General features: G+C 70.5%; 18 protein-coding genes, 1 tRNA gene and 1 riboswitch. Of the genes, 14 read left to right on the top strand and 5 right to left on the bottom strand.

All coding sequences use genetic code 11. The annotated features are described in order from the left end of the window. Window positions 1-13: 13 nt before the first annotated feature. Together ACZ573_RS33545 and ACZ573_RS33540 are read left to right on the top strand one after the other, a co-directional pair. Window positions 14-637 (top strand): SurA N-terminal domain-containing protein, encoded by a 624-nt coding sequence (locus tag ACZ573_RS33545; RefSeq protein ID WP_471311757.1) that lies wholly within the window; start codon window positions 14-16, stop codon window positions 635-637. 54 nt (window positions 638-691) lie between these two features. After that, the gene (locus ACZ573_RS33540) at window positions 692-1,705 is read left to right on the top strand and encodes a nucleoside triphosphate pyrophosphohydrolase (protein ID WP_471311753.1); all 1,014 of its coding nucleotides are present in this window, start codon (window positions 692-694) and stop codon (window positions 1,703-1,705) included. Between the two features lie 25 nt (window positions 1,706-1,730). Here ACZ573_RS33540 and ACZ573_RS33535 read toward each other — a convergent pair whose 3' ends face one another. Next, the gene (locus ACZ573_RS33535; protein WP_471311750.1) at window positions 1,731-2,927 is read right to left on the bottom strand and encodes a globin domain-containing protein; all 1,197 of its coding nucleotides are present in this window, start codon (window positions 2,925-2,927) and stop codon (window positions 1,731-1,733) included. 130 nt (window positions 2,928-3,057) lie between these two features. On the opposite strand from ACZ573_RS33535, the gene ACZ573_RS33530 reads away from it, so the two are divergent. The 9 genes from ACZ573_RS33530 (at window position 3,058) to ACZ573_RS33490 (ending at window position 13,716) form a co-directional block, all read left to right on the top strand. Beyond that, complete coding sequence (locus ACZ573_RS33530) at window positions 3,058-4,371, top strand: cytochrome P450 family protein (RefSeq protein ID WP_471311748.1); 1,314 nt, start codon at window positions 3,058-3,060, stop codon at window positions 4,369-4,371. A 177-nt stretch (window positions 4,372-4,548) separates the two neighbouring features. Then, window positions 4,549-5,484: a transglycosylase family protein gene (locus ACZ573_RS33525; RefSeq protein WP_471311746.1), complete on the top strand. Its 936-nt coding sequence runs from the start codon at window positions 4,549-4,551 to the stop codon at window positions 5,482-5,484. Window positions 5,485-5,760: 276 nt separating this feature from the next. Continuing rightward, window positions 5,761-5,933, top strand: a riboswitch (cyclic di-AMP (ydaO/yuaA leader). Window positions 5,934-5,936: 3 nt separating this feature from the next. Then, window positions 5,937-6,656: a transglycosylase family protein gene (locus ACZ573_RS33520; RefSeq protein WP_471311743.1), complete on the top strand. Its 720-nt coding sequence runs from the start codon at window positions 5,937-5,939 to the stop codon at window positions 6,654-6,656. A 293-nt stretch (window positions 6,657-6,949) separates the two neighbouring features. Then, window positions 6,950-8,230 (top strand): phosphopyruvate hydratase, encoded by a 1,281-nt coding sequence (gene eno / locus ACZ573_RS33515; RefSeq protein ID WP_301370507.1) that lies wholly within the window; start codon window positions 6,950-6,952, stop codon window positions 8,228-8,230. A 99-nt stretch (window positions 8,231-8,329) separates the two neighbouring features. Next, window positions 8,330-8,818, top strand: a complete 489-nt coding sequence (locus ACZ573_RS33510) for an FtsB family cell division protein (RefSeq protein WP_471311740.1) — start codon at window positions 8,330-8,332, stop codon at window positions 8,816-8,818. Window positions 8,819-8,874: 56 nt separating this feature from the next. Continuing rightward, window positions 8,875-9,426: a DUF501 domain-containing protein gene (locus tag ACZ573_RS33505; RefSeq protein ID WP_471311737.1), complete on the top strand. Its 552-nt coding sequence runs from the start codon at window positions 8,875-8,877 to the stop codon at window positions 9,424-9,426. Beyond that, window positions 9,423-10,364: a Ppx/GppA phosphatase family protein gene (locus ACZ573_RS33500; RefSeq protein ID WP_471311734.1), complete on the top strand. Its 942-nt coding sequence runs from the start codon at window positions 9,423-9,425 to the stop codon at window positions 10,362-10,364. The genes ACZ573_RS33505 and ACZ573_RS33500 overlap by 4 nt, the downstream gene beginning before the upstream one ends. A gap of 390 nt (window positions 10,365-10,754) precedes the next feature. Continuing rightward, a complete protein-coding gene (locus ACZ573_RS33495; protein ID WP_030724662.1) occupies window positions 10,755-12,137 on the top strand; it encodes an NAD(P)/FAD-dependent oxidoreductase in 1,383 nt (460 codons plus the stop codon). A gap of 178 nt (window positions 12,138-12,315) precedes the next feature. Beyond that, the gene (locus tag ACZ573_RS33490) at window positions 12,316-13,716 is read left to right on the top strand and encodes a class I SAM-dependent methyltransferase (RefSeq protein WP_471311732.1); all 1,401 of its coding nucleotides are present in this window, start codon (window positions 12,316-12,318) and stop codon (window positions 13,714-13,716) included. Between the two features lie 75 nt (window positions 13,717-13,791). Here ACZ573_RS33490 and ACZ573_RS33485 read toward each other — a convergent pair whose 3' ends face one another. After that, window positions 13,792-16,341 carry an ABC transporter permease gene (locus ACZ573_RS33485; RefSeq protein WP_471311729.1) on the bottom strand — a complete coding sequence of 850 codons (2,550 nt, stop codon included), beginning with the start codon at window positions 16,339-16,341 and terminating at the stop codon, window positions 13,792-13,794. A gap of 59 nt (window positions 16,342-16,400) precedes the next feature. Continuing rightward, window positions 16,401-17,165: an ABC transporter ATP-binding protein gene (locus ACZ573_RS33480; RefSeq protein ID WP_471311826.1), complete on the bottom strand. Its 765-nt coding sequence runs from the start codon at window positions 17,163-17,165 to the stop codon at window positions 16,401-16,403. A 408-nt stretch (window positions 17,166-17,573) separates the two neighbouring features. Here ACZ573_RS33480 and ACZ573_RS33475 point away from each other — a divergent pair. Beyond that, window positions 17,574-17,658: transfer RNA gene (locus ACZ573_RS33475), tRNA-Leu, on the top strand. Between the two features lie 407 nt (window positions 17,659-18,065). Continuing rightward, window positions 18,066-18,914, top strand: coding sequence for a Bax inhibitor-1/YccA family protein (locus tag ACZ573_RS33470; protein ID WP_471311726.1), 849 nt, complete (start codon window positions 18,066-18,068; stop codon window positions 18,912-18,914). A gap of 126 nt (window positions 18,915-19,040) precedes the next feature. Here the strand turns inward: ACZ573_RS33470 and ACZ573_RS33465 are convergent, their stop codons facing one another. Next, window positions 19,041-19,271: a DUF4287 domain-containing protein gene (locus ACZ573_RS33465; RefSeq protein ID WP_030716449.1), complete on the bottom strand. Its 231-nt coding sequence runs from the start codon at window positions 19,269-19,271 to the stop codon at window positions 19,041-19,043. A 101-nt stretch (window positions 19,272-19,372) separates the two neighbouring features. Between ACZ573_RS33465 and ACZ573_RS33460 the strand changes: the two genes are divergently transcribed. Next, a complete protein-coding gene (locus ACZ573_RS33460) occupies window positions 19,373-19,711 on the top strand; it encodes a hypothetical protein (RefSeq protein ID WP_471311723.1) in 339 nt (112 codons plus the stop codon). On the opposite strand, the gene ACZ573_RS33455 is transcribed toward ACZ573_RS33460, so the two are convergent. Next, window positions 19,695-20,510 (bottom strand): hypothetical protein, encoded by an 816-nt coding sequence (locus ACZ573_RS33455; protein ID WP_351158759.1) that lies wholly within the window; start codon window positions 20,508-20,510, stop codon window positions 19,695-19,697. The two genes, ACZ573_RS33460 and ACZ573_RS33455, sit on opposite strands and share 17 nt — an antisense overlap. Window positions 20,511-20,812 lie beyond the last annotated feature (302 nt).

The raw sequence follows: 20,812 nt of genomic DNA, 5'->3' as shown, positions 1-20,812 counted from the left end.
CCTGGAGGCTCCTTTGCACCGTCGCACAGCGCTCTCCGTCTCCGCCGCCCTGCTCGTGGCGGCGCCCCTGCTGTCCGCCTGCTCGGGCGAGCCCCGTCCCGGCACCGCGGCCGTCGTGGGCGGCGAACGGATCACCACCTCCGCGCTCCAGGCCCAGGTCAACGACGTCCGCGCGGCGCAGAACCGTTCCGGGCAGGCCGCCGCCGAGCTCATCGCGAGCACCCCCCACCTGGAGCGGCAGAAGCTCGACGCGCTCCTGCAGAGCCGGATCATCGACAAGATGGCCGACACCGCCGGGCTCACGGCCACCCAGAAAAACATCGAGGACGAACGCAAGGCGTACGTCGACGAGAACGGCGGCGAGGAGCAGTTCGAGGCACTGCTCCTGCAGAAGGGGGCCATGGCCCCCGGCCAGGTCGACCGCTTCCTCCGCGACCGGGTGCTCCTCACCGCGCTCACCGCCAAGTACGGAGCCGGGAAGCTGGAGGAGCCCGCCCGCGCCGCCGTCAAGGCACTGCACATCGAGGTGAACCCGCGCTACGGCGCCTGGGACGCCAAGGAGATCAAGCTCGGCACGGGGGAGACGCCCTGGATCACCCAGCGGACGCGGCCCGAGGCGGCTCCGGCCGGAGCCTGACGCTCCGGGGTCCCCCCGGACCGCGGGCCGGCGCGCCGGAGGTAGGTTCGGAGGGTGACCGACCACTCCGAACCCACCGCCGCCGCTGCCGAGCCCACGGGCCGCATCGTCCTGCTGACCACCAGCCACCGGGTCGCCCCCGGCGTGCTGTCCTGGCCGGCATGGCAGACCCTGCACGCCGCGGACCGGGTGCTGTGCGCCGACCCCGGCCACCCGCAGCTGCCGTACCTGCGGGAGGCGGGCATCGAGGTCGCGTTCGAGAGCCCGGACGCGCACGCGCTGGTCGAGGCCTGCGCGGGCGGCCGTACGGTCGTGGTGCTCCCGGGCGGCGAGGGCGACCAGCGGCTCACCGACGGACTGGCCCGGCTGGCCGGCTCGGGCCGGGTCTCCATGCCCGACCTGGAACTGCTGCCGGGCTCCTACGACCTGCCGGGCGCGCGCCTGCTCGACCTGGTCCAGGTGATGGACCGGGTCCGGCGCGAGTGCCCGTGGACCTCCCGGCAGACCCACCGGGGCCTGGCCAAGTACGCGATCGAGGAGGCCTACGAGCTGGTCGAGGCCATCGAGGACGGGGCCCGGGAGGAGCTGCGCGAGGAGCTCGGCGACGTGCTGCTCCAGGTGTTCTTCCACGCCCGGATCGCCGAGGAGCACGAGGATCCCGACGAGGCCTTCTCCATCGACGACGTGGCCGGGGCGCTCGTCACGAAGCTGATCCACCGGCACCCGCACGTCTTCGGCGACGCGGAGGCCGAGACCCCCGAGGACGTCAACGCGCACTGGCAGCGCACCAAGGCGGTGGAGAAGCGGCGGGAGTCGGTCACCGACGGGATCCCGGTGGGCCAGCCCGGCCTGGCGCTCGCCGCCAAGCTCGCGGGCCGGGCCCGTACGGGCGGCGTGGCCGTGGAGCTGCCCCGCGGCGAGGGCATCGGGTACGAGCTGCTGGAGCTCGCGGCCCGCGCCGAGGCAGCGGGGACCGACCCCGAGACCGCGCTGCGCGCGGCGGCCCGCGCCTACCGGGACGCGATCCGGGCGGCCGAGGGCGTGGCGGAGCCGGGCGACACCCCCTGACACCCCGCAGAGACTCCTTACTCCTTCAGTACGTCCTCGGGGCACGGGCCGAGGGGTCGTGCCAGTGGGGCGCCGGGCGGTCCAGGAACCACTCGCCGAATCCCAGCGGGCGCTCCCCGTACCCGTGGCCCCGGGCCGGTACCGCGTCGTGGAAAAGGCGGCCGGGGCGGGCGCCGAGCTCCTGGAGGAGATGGGCGGTCTCGTCGACGAACGGCGGTGGACCGCTGAGGTAGACGTCCTGGTCCGGCCACAGCCCCCGGTTGCCCAGCGCGGTCGCCAGCCGGTCGGTGGCCTGGTTGCGGTGCTGCCCGGGCGCGGGCGTGATGTAGGTGACGGCGAGCCAGCCGCAGCGGGCGGCGAACGCGTCGATGAGCGGGCGGTCGTAGAGGTGCGCGCCGTCCCGGGCCACCACGAAGAGCCGTACGTCCTGATCGGGAGGACGCTCCGCGAGATCCTCCAGCAGGGCCCGGATGGGCGCCCAGCCGGTGCCGGCGGCGATCAGGCTGACCGGGCGGTCCTCGCGGCGGAAGGTCAGCTGCCCGCCGGCGGCGCCGAGCCGCAGCACGTCGCCCGGCCGGGTCTCGCGGACCAGGGCGGTGCTCAGCCGCCCCTGGTCGACCCGGCTGACGTGCAGGTCGAGGGTGCCGTCGGGGCGGGGGGCGTTGCCGATGGAGTAGGTCCGCCAGGTCGTCGGGACCCGTTCGCTGCTCACGCTCGTGTACTGGCCGGGGAGATAGGGGAAGGGGGCGTGCGGCCGCAGCGTCAGGATGCCTATGTCCGGTCCGTACTGGAGGTGGCGTACGACCTCCGCGTCCCACCACGGCGGGTCCTCGCTCGCGTCGGCGCCGGCCGTCATCGCGTCGGCCATCACCTGGTAGGCCTCGGCCCAGGCCTTCTCGACCGGCGGGGTCCAGGCCTCGCCGGAGGTCTCCGCGAGCGCGGCGAGCAGGCTGGCGCCGACGGCGGCGTAGTGCTCGGGGCGGACCAGGAACTTGCGGTGGTCGCGCCCCAGGTCGCGCAGGTAGGGGCCGAGGGACTCGTCGTCGAGGTGGGCGATCACGTGCGTGAGCGCGGCGAAGAGCCGGTCCCGCTGGCGTTCCATGTCGTGGAGGGAGGCCGGGAAGAGGGCGCGGACTCCGGGGTTGTGCCAGAAGAGGTGGGTGTAGAAGAACTTGACGGCGTGCTCGGCCCGTCTCTCCACCACCGCGAAACTGCTTTTCAAGATCCTGGCATCCACAAAACCGAAAGTAGGAATGCCGGAGAAGTTCAGGTCAAGGGATGGCCGATCTACGGACAGCCGCGACGAACCACCCATATCGGATGGGGGTTCGGTGCCGGGATACGGTCATCAGGTGCACGAGCAGACCTCCGGAACACCCGCCGAAATCCCCGCGGACACTCCCGCCGACCCCCCTTCCGCCGAGGGCCCCACCCTCTTCGACTGGGAGTTCGCGACCGACCCCTACCCGGCCTACGCCTGGCTGCGCGAGCACTCCCCGGTGCACCGCACCAAGCTGCCCAGCGGGGTCGAGGCGTGGCTCGTCACCCGGTACGCCGACGCCCGCCAGGCCCTCGCCGACCAGCGGCTCAGCAAGAATCCGGCACACCACGCGGAGCCCGCGCACGCCAAGGGCAAGACCGGGATCCCGGGGGAGCGCAAGGCGGAGCTGATGACGCACCTGCTCAACATCGACCCGCCGGACCACACCCGGCTGCGGCGGCTGGTGTCGAAGGCCTTCACCCCACGCAGGGTCGCCGAGTTCGCCCCGCGGGTGCAGGCGCTCACCGACCACCTGATCGACGGGTTCGCGGGGAAGGGTGAGGCTGATCTCATTCACGAGTTCGCCTTCCCGCTCCCCATCTACGCCATCTGCGAGATGCTCGGGGTACCGCGCGAGGACCAGGACGACTTCCGCGACTGGGCCGGGATGATGATCCGCCACGGTGGCGGTCCGCGCGGCGGGGTCGCCCGGTCGGTCAAGCAGATGCGGACCTACCTCGGTGAACTCATCCACCGCAAAAGGGATGATCTGGGTGATGACCTGATCTCCGACCTGATCCGGGCGAGCGATCACGGCGACCATCTGACGGAGGGCGAGGCCACCGCCATGGCATTCATCCTGCTTTTCGCCGGTTTCGAGACCACCGTGAACCTCATCGGCAACGGGGTCCACTCCCTCTTCATGAACCCCGGGCAGCGCGAGCGCCTCCAGCTCTCCCTCGCCGCCGGGGAGAGCGGACTGCTGGCCACCGGGGTCGAGGAACTGCTGCGCTACGACGGCCCGGTGGAGCTGGCGACCTGGCGGTTCGCCACCGAGCCGCTGACCCTCGGCGGCATGCGGATCGAGGCCGGCGATCCGGTCCTGGTCGTCCTCGCGGCCGCCGACCGGGATCCGGAGCGCTTCGCGGACCCGGACACCCTCGACCTCTCCCGGACCGACAACCAGCACCTCGGATACGGGCACGGCATCCACTACTGCCTGGGCGCTCCGCTCGCCCGGCTCGAAGGACAGACCGCGCTCGCGACTTTGCTGACGCGTCTGCCCGATCTGGAACTCGCCGTTCCACCCCAAGACCTGCGCTGGCGCGGGGGGTTGATCATGCGAGGGCTCCGCACTCTTCCCGTTCGATTCGCGGCTCAAAACACTTGCGCGAAAGCTGATTAAAAGTCAGGTTCGGCTTGAACTTGTGACAATCGTTCGAAGGCCGCTAGGTTCTGCCGTTACCCCGCTGTTATATGCGAAAGGTGATCCCTCATGCTCTCCGGGAACGGCCGTCACAGACGCCCCCGCCAGGTCCCCGCGCTGGTCGTCACAGCCGGAGTCACTGGCTCTGCGCTGGCCATGCCGCTGTTGGCCGCCACCAGCGCCACCGCCGCCGACACGTCCACGTGGGACAAGGTCGCCGAGTGCGAGAGCGGCGGCTCGTGGAGCGCGAACTTCGGCAGCGGCGCCTACGGCGGACTCCAGTTCACCCAGGAGGAGTGGCAGAGCGCCGGCGGGCTCGACTTCGCCGAGCGCCCCGACCTGGCGAGCCGTTCCCAGCAGATCGCCGTGGCCGAGCGGGTGCTCGGCTCGACCGGCCCGCAGGCCTGGCCGCTGTGCGCGGCCTCGGCCGGTCTGGTCCGGGAGAGCCCCGCCGCACAGGTGGACCCCGGTCTGCCCGGCGGCCACGGCCCGATCGCCCCCGCGCCGTCCCGCCCGGACGACGCCGTTCCGTCCACCGGGGGCGGCAAGCCGTCCACGGACTACGGGTCCCCGACCCCGGCCCCGGCTCCGAGCCCCTCCAGCACCCCGTTCCTGATACCCGACGCGCCGTCCATCGGACTGCCCGTCATGCCCGCGCCGGACGTCCCGACGACGCCTCCGGTCGACCCGACGGCTCCGGTCCAGCCGGGCGGCCCGACCGGCACGCCGACCCCCGTCGACCCGACGGCGCCGACGCTGCCGGTGGACCCGACCGTGCCCACCACCTCGCCCGTCACGCCGGGACTGCCCCCGGTCGACCCGACGGCCCCCGCGGCCCCGGCGGTCCCGCAGACCACCGGCGCCACTCCTGTCGAGGGCAGTGGCAAGCACCGCGGTGCGCCGGAGACCCCCTCTGATGCCGCGTCGGACCCCACCTACACGGTCCAGGCGGGCGACAGCCTGGCGACCATCGCGGTTGCCAAGGGCGTAAAGGGGGGCTGGAACGGTCTCTACCAGGCCAATGAGCAAGTCATCGGCGAGGACGCCGACCTCATCAAGCCGGGCCAGAACCTGGACCTAACTCCGCAATAAGGACAGTTCAGTTACCCGGAAAGAGTCGAATGTCGGATTTCTGTAAGTGAGACATGTGTCTCTTCCGGTCAACTGGCGTGTCCCGCCCCGGGGCTTCCGCAAACCCCGTCCTCACCTGCGCAAACACCCCTGCGGGGAGCGCAAGTAGGGGCCGTTTCTCCCCGATGTTCCTCGTTGAACATCGGGGAGGGACCTGTCTACCTTCTGAATCGCTCGCCACCGCGAGCTCCTTCGACCGCATCGCCGAATCCTGCCGGCGGACGGGGGGAACAGTCGTCGCGTCAAGCGCCGAAGGCAGGAGCGGGGGAACCAAGGTAGGTGCCGGGAGCGGCCGTTGAGAGACGGTCACGCCACCGGCTTGGGGTTAAGACGTGCGCTAGGTCGCACGGCCGGGCAACTCACTCGCCCGAACCCGACAGCTCACCTCGTAGGCGTCGGTGAGGAGAAACTCCATGCTGCTTTCCGGCAAGGGCAAGCACCGTCGCGGTACTGCAATCGAGCGGTCTGTCCGGATCGTCACGCTCGCCGGTGTAGCCGGTGTGGCCGTGGCCGCCCCCCTGATGGCCGCGGGCACCGCCAGCGCCGCCACCACGTCCGAGTGGGACAAGGTCGCGCAGTGCGAGTCCGGCGGCAACTGGTCCATCAACACGGGCAACGGCTACTACGGCGGTCTGCAGTTCTCGCCCTCCACGTGGGCCGGGTTCGGTGGCAAGTCGTACGCCCCGCAGGCCAACCAGGCCTCCAAGTCGCAGCAGATAGCCATCGCGGAGAAGGTCCTCAAGAGCCAGGGCAAGGGTGCCTGGCCGTCCTGCGGCAAGGGCCTGTCGAACTCCGCCTACACCGGTGGCGGCTCCGAGGCCCCGGCATCGTCCAAGCCGCAGTCCAAGCCGCAGTCGAAGCCGAAGGCCGAGAAGCCGAAGACCGAGACCAAGGCCGCGCCGAAGGAGACCAAGCGTCCCGAGGCTCCCACCACCCGCTCCGAGCGCGCCGAGGCTCCGGCCGCGCCGAAGACCGGCAACGGCTCGTACGAGGTCAAGCCGGGCGACACCCTGGGCACCATCGCCGAGGCCAACGGCGTCAAGGGCGGCTGGGAGAAGCTCTTCGAGCTGAACAAGGACATCGTCTCCGACGCCGACCTGATCTTCCCGGGCCAGAAGCTGAAGCTCAGCTGAACACTGCGGCAGAAGCCGCCGAAACCTGTACGCGGCGTCAGCTGACCCCGTGCAGGATTTCCACCGCCCGGCGCGTGCCCCACGCGCCGGGCGGTGCTGCGTGTGGCCCCCCGAAGCCCGATGATCAAGCTACCTATGTCCCGGAAGAGGGGTATTCGGTCCCTTTTTCGTCCCAGGGTCCGGGCGGTCGGGCGGCCCAGTGCCCGGAGCCGGTTAGGCTCTAGGCGGCAAGGCCATCCCACGGCCTGACACGCCACCGCACACTCAGCGTCACATCCCAGAAGGAGATGCTCGTGCCGTCCATCGACGTCGTCGTAGCCCGGGAAATCCTGGACTCCCGAGGCAACCCCACGGTCGAGGTCGAGGTGGGCCTCGACGATGGCAGCACCGGCCGTGCTGCAGTTCCGTCCGGCGCCTCCACCGGTGCATTCGAGGCCATCGAGCTGCGTGACGGTGACCCCAACCGTTACTTCGGCAAGGGTGTCGAGAAGGCCGTCCTCGCCGTCATCGAGCAGATCGGCCCGGAGCTCGTCGGCTACGACGCCACCGAGCAGCGCCTGATCGACCAGGCCATGTTCGACCTGGACGCCACCGACAACAAGGGCTCGCTCGGCGCCAACGCCATCCTCGGCGTCTCCCTGGCCGTCGCGCACGCCGCGTCCGAGGCCTCGGACCTTCCGCTCTTCCGCTACCTCGGCGGTCCGAACGCGCACCTGCTGCCCGTTCCGATGATGAACATCCTCAACGGTGGATCGCACGCCGACTCCAACGTGGACATCCAGGAGTTCATGATCGCCCCCATCGGCGCGGAGTCCTTCTCCGAGGCGCTGCGCTGGGGTGCCGAGGTCTACCACACCCTCAAGAAGGTCCTGCACACCAAGGGCCTCTCCACCGGCCTGGGCGACGAGGGCGGCTTCGCCCCGAACCTGGAGTCCAACCGCGCCGCGCTCGACCTCATCATCGAGGCCATCAAGCAGGCCGGCTACACCCCGGGCACGGACATCGCGCTCGCGCTCGACGTCGCCGCGTCCGAGTTCTACAAGGACGGCCAGTACGAGTTCGAGGGCAAGTCCCGCTCGGCCGCCGAGATGACCGACTACTACGCCGAGCTCGTCGAGGCGTACCCGCTCGTCTCCATCGAGGACCCGCTGTTCGAGGACGACTGGGACGGCTGGAAGACCATCACCGACCGCCTCGGCGCGAAGGTCCAGATCGTCGGTGACGACCTGTTCGTCACCAACCCGGAGCGTCTGGCCCGCGGCATCGAGGAGGGCTCCGCGAACGCCCTGCTCGTGAAGGTGAACCAGATCGGTTCGCTGACCGAGACCCTGGACGCCGTCGAGATGGCCCAGCGCAACGGCTTCAAGTGCATGATGTCCCACCGCTCCGGTGAGACCGAGGACGTCACCATCGCCGACCTCGCCGTCGCCGTGAACTGCGGCCAGATCAAGACCGGCGCCCCGGCCCGCTCGGACCGTGTCGCCAAGTACAACCAGCTGCTGCGCATCGAGGAGATCCTCGACGACGCCGCGGTGTACGCGGGCCGCAGCGCCTTCCCGCGCTTCAAGGGCTAATCACCCCCCTGAGGGGCTGGCCTCCGTACGTCCCCGCACTCGGTCCCGTACCGTGTGCGGGGACGTATTGCGTAGTGCGTACCTAGGGGAGGCGGACCAATGGCCGGGAACCGGGACCGGTTCTCCACCTTCTCCACCGCGACCAGGCTCAAGCAGCTCGGGGAGCGGACCGCCGCCCACGTCTACCGGTCGCAGTCGCGGCGTCAGGTCCGCCGCAGCCGGCTCACCGGCCGCGCCGCGCTCCTGGTGCTCGTCCTCTGTACGCTGGTCGTCGCCCTCGCGTATCCGATGCGCCAGTACGTCTCCCAGCGCTCGGAGATCGCGAAGCAGCAGCGGGCCGCCGCGGCCGCGCGGGACCGCATGGAGCGGCTCCGCGACGAGAAGGCCCGCTGGCAGGACGACGCCTACGCGGAGCAGCAGGCGCGCAAGCACCTGCACTTCCTGCGCCCGGGGGAGATCGGCTACATCATGAGCGACCCCGGGGCCCAGCCCACGCAACCGCACGGGACCGGCCACGCCGGCTCCGACCGCCCCTGGTACTCCAACGTCTGGGACGGCGTCGACAAGGCCGACCGCCCCGGCGAGTGATCCGTACCGCCGTACCGCAGCACCCATCCACGAGAACGAAGAGACTTCCTCCAGGCATGCAGACGCCCCCGCCCCAGACCGACCGGACCGAGCCGACCGACGCGGACATCGAGGCGTTCGAGCAGCAGCTCGGCCGCCCGCCGCGCGGTCTGCGCGCCATCGCGCACCGCTGCCCCTGCGGGCAGCCGGACGTGGTGGAGACCGCCCCGCGGCTCCCCGACGGCACCCCCTTCCCGACGCTGTACTACCTGACGTGCCCGCGCGCGGCCTCCGCGATCGGCACGCTGGAGGCCAACGGCGTGATGAAGGAGATGCAGGCCCGGCTCGCCGAGGACAAGGAACTGGCCGCCGCCTACCAGGCCGCCCACGAGGACTACATCCAGCGGCGCGACGCCATCGAGGTGCTCCAGGGCTTCCCGAGCGCCGGCGGCATGCCGGACCGGGTGAAGTGCCTGCACGTGCTGGTCGGCCACTCCCTGGCCGCCGGCCCCGGGGTGAACCCGTTCGGTGACGAGGCCCTGGCGATGCTGCCGGAGTGGTGGGCCAAGGGCGCCTGCGTCGTCCCGTGCGGGGAGAAGAAGACCGACGGCAAGGAGCCGGGGGCGTGACCCGGGTCGCCGCCGTCGACTGCGGTACGAACTCCATCCGGCTGCTCGTGGCGGACTGCGACCCGGCCACCGGCGAGCTGACCGAACTGGACCGCCGGATGACCATCGTCCGGCTCGGCCAGGGCGTGGACCGGACCGGGCGCCTGGCCCCGGAGGCGCTGGAGCGCACCTTCGCCGCCTGCCGCGAGTACGCGGGCGTCATCAAGGAGTTCGGTGCGCAGCGGGTGCGCTTCGTGGCGACCTCCGCCTCCCGGGACGCGGAGAACCGGGCGGACTTCGTCCGGGGCGTCCTGGACATCCTGGGGGTCGAGCCCGAGGTGATCTCCGGTGACCAGGAGGCGGAGTTCTCCTTCACCGGCGCGACCAGGGAACTGACGGCGCACGCACACCTGGAGCGACCGTTCCTGGTGGTGGACATCGGCGGTGGCTCGACCGAGTTCGTGGTCGGCGAGGAGCACGTACGGGCCGCGCGGTCCGTGGACATCGGCTGCGTCCGGATGACCGAGCGGCACCTGGTGGTGGACGGGGTCGTCACCGACCCGCCGACCGCTGAGCAGGTCGCCGCGATCCGGGCCGACATCGAGGCGGCGCTGGACCTGGCCGCCGAGAGCGTCCCGCTGGCCGAGGCGCGCACGCTGGTGGGCCTGGCCGGCTCGGTGACCACGGTCGCCGGGATCGCGCTGGGGCTGCCCGAGTACGTATCGTCCGCGATCCACCACTCCCGGATCTCCTACGAGCAGGTGCGGGAGATCAGCGAGCGGATGCTGACGGCGACGCACGCCGAGCGCGCGGCGATCCCCGTGATGCATCCGGGCCGGGTGGACGTGATCGGCGCGGGCGCGCTGGTGCTGCTGGCGATCATGGAACGCATCGGCGCTTCCGAGGTTGTCGTGTCGGAGCACGACATCCTCGATGGAATCGCTTGGTCCATCGCCTGAACGACCTTCGAAGCAGCTTGTGAGGGGCTCTCGGGCCCGTGATCCACATCAAGTTCGTGAAGTTCTTCACAAGGAAAAAGGGTCTGTGAGGCCGATGGAAGGGTCCTTCGGGCCCCTCCGGAGGCCCTCAGGCCCTTTTTCGCGTGCGTTCGTGCGATCGGCGGAGGCGACGAGATCCGCGTCGGAGGTATGGACGAACCCCTGTGGTCCAGTCCGCTTTCGGCCTTGGAGGCCAGTTCAGGACGGGTGAACAACGACTCCGGACACCTTCTGGTTCCCGTCGCGCACCATGACCTCGGTCACGTGGGCGGCGGAGTGTAGCAGAGGGTCTCCCAGTCCTTGTGAAGGGGCTCACGAGCGACACCCCATTGGGTGCTGGATACTCGTTCCATGAGCACCACGGAGCGTCCCAGGATCCTCGTTGTAGGAGGTGGGTACGTAGGCCTGTACGCAGCCAAGCGCATCATGAAGAAGATGCGCTACGGCGAGGCGACCGTCACGGTCGTCGACCCGCGCTCGTACATGACCTACCAGCCCTTCCTCCCTGAAGTGGCCGCAGGCAGCATCTCGCCTCGGCACGTCGTCGTCCCGCTGCGACGCGTGCTGCCCAAGGCAGAGGTTCTCACCGGCCGGGTCACCAGCATCGACCAGGACCGCAAGGTCGCCGTCGTCACGCCGCTCGTCGGCGAGGCGTACGAGCTGCCCTTCGACTACCTGGTGATCGCGCTCGGCGCCGTCTCCCGTACCTTCCCGATCCCCGGCCTCGCCGAACAGGGCATCGGTATGAAGGGCGTCGAAGAGGGCATCGGCCTGCGCAACCACGTTCTCGAGCAGCTCGACAAGGCCGAGTCCACGACGGACGAGAACGTCCGCCGCAAGGCCCTCACCTTCGTCTTCGTCGGCGGCGGCTTCGCCGGTGCGGAGACCATCGGTGAGGTCGAGGACATGGCCCGGGACGCTGCGAAGTACTACTCCACGATCAAGCGCGAGGACATGCGCTTCATCCTGGTCGACGCGGCCGACAAGATCCTTCCCGAGGTCGGGCCCAAGCTCGGCACCTGGGGCAAGGAGCACCTCGAGTCCCGCGGCATCGAGATCTACCTCAGCACCTCCATGGACTCCTGCGTGGACGGCCACGTGGTGCTGAAGAACGGCCTCGAGGTCGACTCCAACACCATCGTGTGGACCGCCGGCGTCAAGCCGAACCCGGCCCTGGCCCGCTACGGCCTGCCGCTCGGCCCCCGCGGCCACGTCGACACCGCCCCGACCCTCCAGGTCCAGGGCACCGACTACATCTGGGCCGCGGGCGACAACGCCCAGGTCCCGGACGTGGCCGCCCGCAAGGCCGGCGTCGAGAACGCCTGGTGCCCGCCGAACGCCCAGCACGCGCTGCGTCAGGCCAAGGTCCTCGGCGACAACGTCATCTCGGGCATGCGGGGCTTCCCGCAGGCCGAGTACTCGCACTCCAACAAGGGTGCGGTGGCAGGCCTCGGCCTCCACAAGGGCGTCGCGATGATCGTCATGGGCAAGACGAAGATCAAGCTCAAGGGCCGGCTGGCCTGGTACATGCACCGTGGCTACCACGGCATGGCCATGCCGACCTGGAACCGCAAGATCCGCGTCTTCGCCGACTGGACCCTCGCGATGTTCCTCAAGCGCGAGGTCGTCTCCCTCGGTGCGCTGGAGACCCCCCGCGAGGAGTTCTACGAGGCCGCCAAGCCGGCGCCGGCCCCGGCCGCCGCCGCTGCCCCGGCCGCGAAGGCCAAGGCCTGACCCGTGTGACCGGCAGGACCTGAGCTCCACCTGCCTCACTTGCTCCATCTGCTTCACCTGTACGACCTGTACGACCCCGAAGGGGCCGCCCGCCATCCGTGGTGCGGGCGGCCCCTTCGGCGTACCCGGGGCCCGGGATGGGTAGAGGGAGGGGTCGGAGCTTTTGTGGAGGTGCGCCATGACCGACGCCGCGCCGCGGCTCGCCGTTGTTGCCGAGACCCTGCTGGGTGCCCCGCTGCCGGTACGTGTGCGGGCCTGGGACGGCAGCGAGGCCGGCCCGCCCGACGGCCCCGTGCTCGTCATCCACGACCGCCGCGCCGTACGGCGGATGCTGTGGAGGCCCGGCGAGCTGGGGCTGGCCCGCGCCTGGGTGGCGGGCGAACTGACGGTCGAGGGCGATTTGTTCGACCTGCTGGACCGGGTGGCGGGCCTGCTGTGGGAACGCGGGCCGGACCTGCCGCCCGTCGGCCCCGCCGTCTCCACGGCCCAGACCGGGCCCCGGCCGATCGCGACCCTGGGGAACCTCGCGCGCCGAGCCGGGCTCCCCGCGCTCTCCGACCTGCCGGGGGCGAGGTGGCGCGACGCCGCCCACCGGGCGGCCGCGCGCGAGCTGATCGCCCTCGCCGGACCGCTGCCGCCGCCCCCGCCCCCCGCCGAGGAGGCGGACCGGCGGGGCGGAACACGCCACAGCAAGATCCGTGACCGCCGGGCCGTCAGCCACCACTACGACGTCGGCAACGACTTCTACGAACGGGTCCTCGGCCCCTCGATGGTGTACTCCTGCGCCTACTGGAGCCCCGGCTCCACCCTGGAGCAGGCCCAGCACGACAAGCTCGACCTGGTCTGCCGCAAGCTCGCCCTGCGGCCCGGGGACCGGCTGCTCGACGTCGGCTGCGGCTGGGGCTCCATGGCGCTGCACGCCGCCCGCGAGTACGGCGTCCGGGTCACCGGGGTCACGCTCTCCCGCGAGCAGGCCGTGTACGCCCGTAAACGGGTCGCGGACGAGGGACTGACGGATCTGGTGGACATCCGGATCCAGGACTACCGGGACGTCAAGGACGGGCCGTACGAGGCCATTTCCTCCATCGGGATGGCCGAACACGTCGGGGCGGACCGCTACCGGGACTACGCCCGTACCCTGCACGCCCTGCTGTGCCCCGGCGGGCGGCTGCTGAACCACCAGATCGCCCGTCCGCCGGAGCCGGACGAGGAGGCGTACCGGGTCGACGAGTTCATCGACGCCTACGTCTTCCCCGACGGGGAGCTCTCCCCGCTCGGCACCACCGTCGGCGAACTGGAGCGGGCCGGCTTCGAGGTCCGCGACGTGGAGGCGCTGCGCGAGCACTACGGGCTGACCCTGCGGGCCTGGGTGGCCCGGCTGGAGGAGCACTGGGCGGAGGCGGTCCGGCTGACCTCGCCCGGGCGGGCCCGGGTCTGGCAGCTCTACATGGCGGCCTGCGCGCTCGGCTTCGAGCGGGGCCGGCTCGGGGTCAACCAGGTGCTCGCGGTGCGGCCCACGGCCTCCGGGGACTCCAGACTGCCACTGCGGCTGCGCACGTGGGACGCAGAAACGGTCTAGCAGCCCTACGGGAACGCGGACGGGCCCCAGGCATCGCCTGGGGCCCGTCCGCGTCCTGTGCCGCTGCCGCGGGTGCTACTCCGTCTTGATGGCGGTGAGCATGTTCAGGCGGGCGGCGCTGCGGGCCGGCCACATGGCGGCCAGGACACCGACCACGGCGGCCAGCAGGAGGAAGATGCCGATCCGGTCCCACGGGAGGATGAGTTCGTAGTTCGGCATGGACTTCGCGATCGTGGTGCCCACGGCCCAGGCGAGGAAGACGCCGATGGCGACGCCCAGGACCGCTCCGAAGAGCGAGATCACCACGGCCTCCAGGCGGATCATGTTCTTGACCCGGCCCCGGTCGAGACCGATCGCCCGCAGCATGCCGATCTCCTGGGTCCGCTCGAAGACGGACATCGCCAGGGTGTTGACCACACCGAGCACCGAGATGACCAGTGCCATGCCGAGCAGGCCGTACATGATGTTCAGCATCGTGTTGATCATGCCGCCCATCTCGTTGCGCATGTCCTGCTGGGTGGCGACGGTGATGGCCGGGTTCTTGCCGAGGGCGTCGACGACCTTCTGCTGGGCGGCCTTGGAGGCCCCGCCGTCGACGTTGACGTACACCTCGGGGATGTACATCTCCTCGCTGTGCTCGGAGAGGATCTTGTTGTCGATGACGTAGGGGGAGAGCAGGCCCTCCATGTCCTTGTAGATCGCGCCGACCTTGACGGACGCCTGCTGGCCGTCGTCGTACTTCAGCTTGATCGGGGTGCCGACCGTGACGTTCTGCTTCTTGGCGGTCTTCTCCGCGACGGCGACCTCGCCCTTGCCGAGGCTGTCGAGCGAGCCGCTGAGGACCTCGACGTTGAGGAGCTGGCCGATGGTGGCCGGGTTGACGCCGGAGGCGGCCCGGAAGTCGCCGTCGACCAGGAAGTAGCCGGCCGTCTGCGGGGAGACCGCCTTGATGCCCGGGGCCTTGGCGAGGGTCTCGGCCACGGACTTGTCGAGGCTGCCCGCGTCGGAGGACATGGAGACCCGGTAGTCGGCCTTGAGCTTCTCGGTGCTCATCCGGTCGACGACCTTGCCGACGGTGATGCCGAGCACCGACAGGGTGGTGACCAGGGTCAGGCCGATCGCCAGGGAGGCGGCGGTGACCGCGGTGCGGCGCGGATTGCGGACGGCGTTCTGGGAGGCCAGCTTGCCGGGGATCCCGAACAGCTTCGCCAGCAGCGGGCGGACGGCGCCGATGACCGGCTTGGAGAGCAGCGGCAGCAGCACGATCATGCCGATCAGCATGAAGAAGGCGCCGGCGCCCATGGTCATGCGGCCCGTGTCGCCGCCCGTGGACACGCCCAGGAAGACCAGGCCGATGCCGCCGAGGCTGATGATCGAGCCGAGGATGTTGCGTACGAGCAGGGACTTCGAGGTGGCCGGCAGGTGGGCGCTGCCCATGGCGGCGACCGGGGCGATCTTGCCGGTGCGCCAGGCCGGCAGCACGGCGGCGACGGTGGTGACGACGACGCCGATGACGAGGGCGGCGGTGACGGTGCCGGGGGCGATCACGAGTGCGCCGCCCGGCAGCTTGGCGCCGAGGGAGCCGATGACGGAGCGGATCCCGATCGCCAGGCCGATGCCGCTGACCAGGCCGACGGCGGCCGACAGGACGCCGACGACGAGGGCCTCGCTGAGCACGGAGCGCATGACCTGACCGCGGTTGGCGCCGACGGCGCGCAGCAGGGCCAGCTCCTTGGTGCGCTGGGTGACCAGCATGGTGAAGGTGTTGTAGATCAGGAAGACGCCGACGAAGAGCGAGATGCCGGCGAAGACGAGCAGCATCGTGCTGAGGTTGCTGAGGCCCTTCTCGATCTGCTTGGCCTGATCGGCGGCGAGCGCCGCGCCGGTCTGCGCCTTGGCGTTCTTGTCGAGCAGCGGCTTGATGTCGGCGAGCAGCTTGTCGGCGGAGGTGCCGTTCTTCGCGCCGACCGACAGCTCCTGGAAGTAGCCGGGCTTGAGGTAGAGCTCCTGGGCGACCTTGGTCTCGAAGAGGACCAGGCTGCCGCCGGCCTGGACGGCGCCGTCCTCGGTGGTGAAGACGCCGGCGAGGGAGTACTCCTTGACCGGGCCGTTGGTGGCGACGCGGACCTTGTCGCCGACCTTGTAGTTGCCCTTGTCGGCGGTGGCCTTGTCGAGGGCGACCTCGTCGGCCTTGGCCGGGCCGGCGCCCTGGGCGAAGGCGTAGCGCGGGTCCTTGCCGTCCTTGACGGGCGTGTAGTTGGCGCCCTGGTTGGACCAGCCGGAGCCGATCAGCTTGCCGTCCTCGTCGCCGACTCCGGCGAAGCCCGAGACGCGGCCGGAGACGGTGTCGACGCCCGGGAGCGCCTTGATCTTGTCGAGGGTCTGCTGGCCGAGGCCGGGCTCGCCCTCCTTCTCGCCCTGCTCGTTGCGGCCCTGGCCGTACGAGGTGACCGAGACGGCGATGCCCTCGTAGCTCTTGGCGGACTGCCCGGAGAGGGACTTCTTGAGGGTGTCGGTGAAGACGAGGGTGCCGGAGACGAAGGCGACGCCGAGGGTGACGGCGAGCACCGTCATCAGCAGCCGGGCCTTGTGCGCGAGGACGTTGCGCAGGGCGGTACGGAACATGGGGGATCTCAGTCCTGGGGCTGGAAGTCTGGAGGAGGGGCGGGGAGGGAGATCCCGGGTCAGCTGGTGCGGCCCTTGGCGTCGAAGGCCTTCATCCGGTCGAGCACGCCGTCGGCGGTGGGGCTGTGCATCTCGTGGACGATCTCGCCGTCGGCGAGGAAGATGACGCGGTCCGCGTAGGAGGCGGCGACCGGGTCGTGGGTGACCATCACCACGGTCTGGCCGAGCTCGCGCACCGAGTTGCGCAGGAAGCCGAGGACCTCGGCGCCGGAGCGGGAGTCGAGGTTTCCGGTGGGCTCGTCACCGAAGATGATCTCGGGGCGGGAGGCCAGGGCGCGAGCCACGGCCACGCGCTGCTGCTGGCCGCCGGAGAGCTGGGTGGGGCGGTGGGAGAGGCGGCCCGAGAGGCCGACCATGTCGATCACGGAGTCCAGCCACTGCTTGTCGGGCTTGCGGCCGGCGATGTCCATGGGGAGCGTGATGTTCTCCAGGGCGGTCAGGGTCGGCAGCAGGTTGAAGGCCTGGAAGATGAAGCCGATCTTGTCCCGGCGGAGCTGGGTGAGCTGCTTGTCCTTGAGGCTGCCCAGCTCGGTGTCGCCGATGCGGACGGAGCCCGCGGAGAAGGTGTCCAGGCCCGCGACGCAGTGCATCAGCGTGGACTTGCCGGAGCCCGAGGGGCCCATGATCGCGGTGAACTGCCCCTGCGTGAAGTCCACCGTGACGTTCTTGAGGGCGACCACCTGGGTCTCGCCCTGGCCGTACACCTTGGAGAGGCCGGTGGCGCGGGCAGCCACGGCCTGGGCGGTGTGCGGGGCGTAGTTCATGGTGGTCACGGGACGGCTCCTCGGTCTGCGGTGCGGGGACGTTTCCATCCTCGCCGCGGGTACCCCCGCTCCGGATCAGCCGCCGTGCCTGTTCCTCGCCCCGCTGGAGTCTGACGGCGGGCGGGCTCGTGTCCTCCTCTGGTATGACAGGAGCCTGATCCGCGGGCGGTGGCCCGGGGTGGCGGGGAGGGTGGCGCGGGGGGTGGCGTGGGCCATCGAAATCCCGTCATTCCCGTACAGGTGATGATCGACGTCCAGAGCGGGCCGACCGTGCATTCTCGGGTCTGACGAACCCTCAAGCGCCAATAAAATCAGACAACATCGGAAAGTTCGCAGGTTGGCAGGGGGAGTGATCCGGATAGGCTCGGCTCAGCGTTCAAGGCTTTTTAACGGGGGCCGCCACGCCTTGCCCGGATGGTGGAATGCAGACACGGCGAGCTTAAACCTCGCTGGCCTTCGGGCCGTGCCGGTTCAAGTCCGGCTCCGGGCACCATCAATGGCACGGCGCCCGGCCTGCAGGACCGGCCGTCCCGGGACTTGACCGTTTCCGGGGACCGGGAACACGGGGAACGCGCACGTCGCGAGCGCCTTCCGCGAACGGACAAGGCCGAAGCCTTCCGTGACGGCGTCAACGAGGCGCGGACCCGCCGGCCACCGGGCCGGGTGAAGGGCGAGGAGACCGCCGCGTCCGGGCGCACGCCCCGGGGCGGCGTGACCGGGACCCGGGACGTCCCCGCCGATCCGGTCCGGTCGGCGTACGGGGGTCCTCCGTGAGGCTCCCTTTATTTACTGCGCTCCGTCGTGGCCTCTCCTAAGATCCTCCTCCAGCAGTAGGGTGCTTTTTTTGCGAGCGCATTACTCTTGATGCAAGGCCGCGCTCGGTGGCCACGGAGGAGTGAGATGAGGAGCAGTAACCCGGTCTTCTCGCGACGGGGGTTCAGCCGCGACAACGGTGGCTACGCGGGCTTTGACGCGCAGCCGCAGCAGGCCGGGACCAACCCGTACGCGACGAACCCGTACGCGGCCGACCCGACCACCGGCATGCCCCAGGCCCCGGCCCGCGCCAACGTGATGACCATGGACGACGTCGTGAGCCGTTCGGCCATGACGCTCGGCACGCTCATCGTGACGGCGACCCTCGCCTGGGTGGCGCTTCCGGTCGACCCGGACAACCTCGGCATGTCCTACGGCATCGCCATCGGCGCGGGCCTCATCGCCTTCGTCTTCGCGATGATCCAGTCCTTCAAGAGCAAGCCCGTCCCGGGCCTGGTCCTGGCCTACGCGGCGTTCGAGGGTGTCTTCCTCGGCGTCATCAGCGCGGCCGTCAGCACGTACCTCGGCCCCGGCGTGGTCATGCAGGCCGTGATGGGCACGATGTGCGTCTTCGCCGCCGTGCTCTTCGCGTACAAGATGCGCTGGATCCGCGTCACCCGCCGCTTCTACGGCTTCGTGATGGCGGCGACGCTGGGCTTCATCCTGCTGATGGTCGTGAACTCGCTGTTCGCGGTCTTCGGCGGCGGTGACGGCCTCGGCTTCCGCAGCGGCGGCCTCGGTCTGCTGTTCGGCGCCATCGGCGTCATCCTCGGCGCCTGCTTCCTCGCCCTCGACTTCAAGCAGGTCGAGGACGGCATCGCCTACGGTGCCCCGCGCGAGGAGGCCTGGCTGGCGGCCTTCGCCCTCACCATGACCCTGGTATGGATCTACGTCGAGATGCTGCGCATCTTCTCGATCCTCTCGGGCGACGACTAGCAGGACCCGCGGGCCGGCCACCGGCCCGCGCACGGCACAGGGAAGGCCCCGCGAGCACACCGCTCGCGGGGCCTTCCCGCATCCAGGGTGCGGGAACGGTCGGATATCGGGGGAGAGGGGGGGGGCTCAGCCGAACCGGCGTGCGGCTCTGCGCAGGTCGTACTCGTGGATGATCGCCTTGGCCTGGCCGTACGACAGCTCGTGCGCGCCGCGCAGCCAGCTGACCTTCTCCTCGAACCGGACGAGTGAGGGGCCTTCGTCCACGGTGCGGAGCCAGTCGGAGACTTCACGACCGGTGGTCTGGGGGATTCTGTCGATCATGTTGCGGTGTGTCTGCTCGGAGAACTCTACGGACATGGGCGCCTCCGGAGGTATCGCCGTGCTGTTCTCTTCACGCCACCGTGCCGGAGAGTTCGCCCGTTGGCAATGGTGCCCGGGCGGCGCGTAAGGTCGGCCGGGTGCTTGATACTTCGCCCCTGACCGCCGTCGTGGAACGTTTCGCCGACCGGCTGCGGGCCGCGCCGCAGAGCCGGCTGCAGCAGGGCGCCGCCGCCGCGGCGCTGGACCTGGCCCGCGAACTCTCCGTACGGGCCCAGCGGATCGAGACGCCCGGGCAGGAGCCGCAGGAGGTGCCGGACGCCGGCATCTTCGTGGTCGGCGATCAGGTGGCGGTGACCGGCCTGGACCTCGCCGAAGCACTGCGCGCCGCGGCCCCGGACAGCGCGAAGGCCCCGTCCGAGATGCTGGACGAGGCCGTGCGGCTGGTGGAGCAGGCGGAGATCAGAGCGATGCGATGACGCGGTCCGCGAGGATGTAGACGTTGCTGTCGGGGTCCTCGGCGTCACCGCAGGAGAAGGTCAGCGCGTAGGCGCCGGAGATGCCCGAGCCGCCCAGCAGGACCGGCGCGGTGCCCGAGCGCAGGGCCTCGGCGAGGCGCTCCGCGGTCTCCCGGTGTCCCGGGGTCATGCACAGCGTCGTGCCGTCGGTGAAGACGTACACGTCGAGCGTGCCGAGCGGGCCCGGGCGGACGTCCGCGAGGGCCGTACGGGCCTCCGCGAGCTCCTCCAGGCGGTTCACCGTGCGCTCGTGGTCGGCGCCGGGGTGCGAGGCCTGGACCGGTACGAAGTCGGGGTGCGAGGGGTGGCGCCGGCGCGCGGCGGCCAGCTCGGCCGAATCCTCGGGGTAGCCGGGGAGCTCGTCGAGGATCTCCTCGCCGAGTACGGGCTCCAGCCCCACCAGGTCGGCCTGCCGGGGCAGGAAGACCGGGCTGTCCTCGCCGAGCCCCGGCAGACCGCCCAGCAGCGAAGGGGCGTCGGCGGCGTCACGGGCCTCCTGCGCGGCCCAGAAGGCCCGCGCCTCGGCGAGCTCGCGCTCGCGCTCCTCGGCGAGGGCTTCGGCCACGGCGGCTCGTATCTCCGCGGCGGGGGACTCCACGGCGCTGCGGGCGTGCGGGACGGTCGCACCGCGGGGGTGGACCGGCACCGCCAGCTCGGTGCGCAGGGCGGTGACCTGCTTGCGCAGACCGTGGACGGCGTGCAGCGCAGCAGCGCCCACGGCGGTGGCAGCGGCCGTGGTCAGCAGCAGGGCAAGAGACATGGCGCTCACTGACTAACTCCTGAGGTGATTCGATCCCCCGACTTCCTACATCAGAGTGTCCCGACCTGGGAATGGCGTGCAGTGCATTACGTCACGAAATGGACAGGGCTTTGGTCACACGCGCCGCACCCGTATCAGCCCTGACCTGCGCAGACACCGATCCCCCAGGAGATAGGTCACATCCTGGGGGAAATTTGGTCACAGGTCGGCCGCGACCGGGTTGGATCCGGCGTCAGTACGCCGCAAGGGATCCGGCCGGATCCCTTGCGGCGTCTGGGGCCCGCTCTTGATCCAATTAGCTC

The organism is Streptomyces sp. NPDC040545 (assembly GCF_055595065.1).
The sequence above is the reverse complement of the archived record's forward strand: the minus strand, read 5'-3'. Positions and strand labels throughout refer to the sequence as shown.

Coding starts and splice junctions, on each gene's coding strand:
- ACZ573_RS33525 (WP_471311746.1), top strand. CDS start 4,549: ATGCCGCTGTTGGCCGCCACCAGCGCCACCGCCGCCGACACGTCCACG.
- ACZ573_RS33520 (WP_471311743.1), top strand. CDS start 5,937: ATGCTGCTTTCCGGCAAGGGCAAGCACCGTCGCGGTACTGCAATCGAG.
- ACZ573_RS33510 (WP_471311740.1), top strand. CDS start 8,330: ATGGCCGGGAACCGGGACCGGTTCTCCACCTTCTCCACCGCGACCAGG.
- ACZ573_RS33505 (WP_471311737.1), top strand. CDS start 8,875: ATGCAGACGCCCCCGCCCCAGACCGACCGGACCGAGCCGACCGACGCG.
- ACZ573_RS33495 (WP_030724662.1), top strand. CDS start 10,755: ATGAGCACCACGGAGCGTCCCAGGATCCTCGTTGTAGGAGGTGGGTAC.
- ACZ573_RS33490 (WP_471311732.1), top strand. CDS start 12,316: ATGACCGACGCCGCGCCGCGGCTCGCCGTTGTTGCCGAGACCCTGCTG.
- ACZ573_RS33485 (WP_471311729.1), bottom strand. CDS start 16,341: ATGTTCCGTACCGCCCTGCGCAACGTCCTCGCGCACAAGGCCCGGCTG.
- ACZ573_RS33480 (WP_471311826.1), bottom strand. CDS start 17,165: ATGAACTACGCCCCGCACACCGCCCAGGCCGTGGCTGCCCGCGCCACC.
- ACZ573_RS33470 (WP_471311726.1), top strand. CDS start 18,066: ATGAGGAGCAGTAACCCGGTCTTCTCGCGACGGGGGTTCAGCCGCGAC.
- ACZ573_RS33465 (WP_030716449.1), bottom strand. CDS start 19,271: ATGTCCGTAGAGTTCTCCGAGCAGACACACCGCAACATGATCGACAGA.
- ACZ573_RS33455 (WP_351158759.1), bottom strand. CDS start 20,510: ATGTCTCTTGCCCTGCTGCTGACCACGGCCGCTGCCACCGCCGTGGGC.